This is a genomic window from Stenotrophomonas sp. STEN087 (genome assembly GCF_056759115.1).
Genome location: NZ_JBRRCR010000168.1, coordinates 1 through 1,484 on the forward strand (window position 1 = coordinate 1; position 1,484 = coordinate 1,484).

General features: G+C 63.2%; 1 protein-coding gene. It reads right to left on the reverse strand.

All coding sequences use genetic code 11. The annotated features are described in order from the left end of the window. Positions 1-3: 3 nt before the first annotated feature. Positions 4-918 (reverse strand): IS110 family RNA-guided transposase, encoded by a 915-nt coding sequence (locus tag ACVOK1_RS20460; RefSeq protein ID WP_312808043.1) that lies wholly within the window; start codon positions 916-918, stop codon positions 4-6. Positions 919-1,484 lie beyond the last annotated feature (566 nt).

Here is a 1,484-nt window from a genome sequence, read left to right on the forward strand (position 1 = left end):
CTGTTAAGCGGGGATCGGTCCGCTTTCAGCGTCGCGCACGCGGGCGTTGAGGATCACCAGCATCTTCCGCATCACCGCCACGATGGCCACCTTGCCCTCCTTGCCGCGGGCTCGCAGCGACTGGTAAAAGTCGCGCAATCGAGGTTCATGCCGCATGGCCGACATCGCCGCCATGTAGAGCACTTGGCGGATCTCAGCCCTGCCACCTTGGATGCTTCGTTTCCCGCGCATGCTGCCGCTGTCGTGGGACATGGGCGCCACACCGACCAGGCTGGCGATGCGCTTGCCACTGATCCTGCCAAGCTCTGGCAGATAACTTGCCAGTACGGCCTGCAGCGCTGGTCCCACGCCTTTCATCGACTTCAGGACAGCCAGTTGAGGCTGCTGGGCAACCTGCTCGGCAATGTGCTTCCCCAGCCGTTCAATCAGCGCCTGCTGGCGGTTGATGTTGGCCTGCAGCAGCCGGCGCAATTCACGATCACCGACCATTTCCTGCTGCTGCCGCGCGATGGTCAACGCTTCCATCGCCTGACGACGCGCTCGCACGAACTCCCGCATCTTCTGCTGCCAAAGCTCTAGCGGCTGATAGGCAGGCAGTTTCACCAGCGCCGCCATTTGCGCCAGCGCGTAGGCATCCAAGCGGTCGGTCTTGGCGATATGGCCCATCCCCTGGGCCAGCCTGCGGGCCCTTAGGGCATTGGCACGGACCACCGGATGGCCAGCCTTGTGCAGGAAATCCAGCACTGGCTGTTCATAGCCGCCGGTAGCCTCCAGCACGATCTGGGCGGCCGGATGTTCTCTCAGCCAAACATCCAATTCAGAAAACCCGGTGAGGTTATTGCTGACCTGCAGCGTCTCTCCGTCCGTCGTGCCGACATCCAGCTGGCGCTTGCTGACATCAATCCCGATCCCGTTCATCACCGGACTCCGTATAGTCTGGAAGGGTCGAGAGCTCCCCCGCTTGCCCAGTCTTATCACTGCGAGTGTCTGCTCCAGCAACTGTTCGGGCGGATCAAGGGAGATTCCGGCGTGGGCGCCAAGCTCCATGGCGATCGTCGAGATCCAGGCTCATACGGCGGCCCACGCCGGCTCTCGACACCTACGCTGCCAGATTCCGATCAGATAAGGCTCGATGGCGCCATCCATGGCGCCAACGGTCCCGCGAACCCAACCCGCCCGCCCCCCCCCGACAGTTTCCGTGCGCGTCCAGCCCACGGAAAAGAAATAAAGAGCAGAAGCAAAAGCGCTCGCCCGCGGTCGGATCCCTTTCCGCAGCAAAGGGCTCCGACTCCTCTCTATATATGTATCGACATCCACATCTGCTCTTGCTCTGCTCTGGCACTTGCCATCCGTCATCGGGAAATCCAGAAGGGGGGGGGGGGGGGGGGGGGGGGGGGCCCCCGAGGGAGGAGACAGCGCCAGCCAAACACCCACCACCGAAGAAGGTAGGGAAAGCAGCGCCCCCACCCCCACCCCCCCCCCCC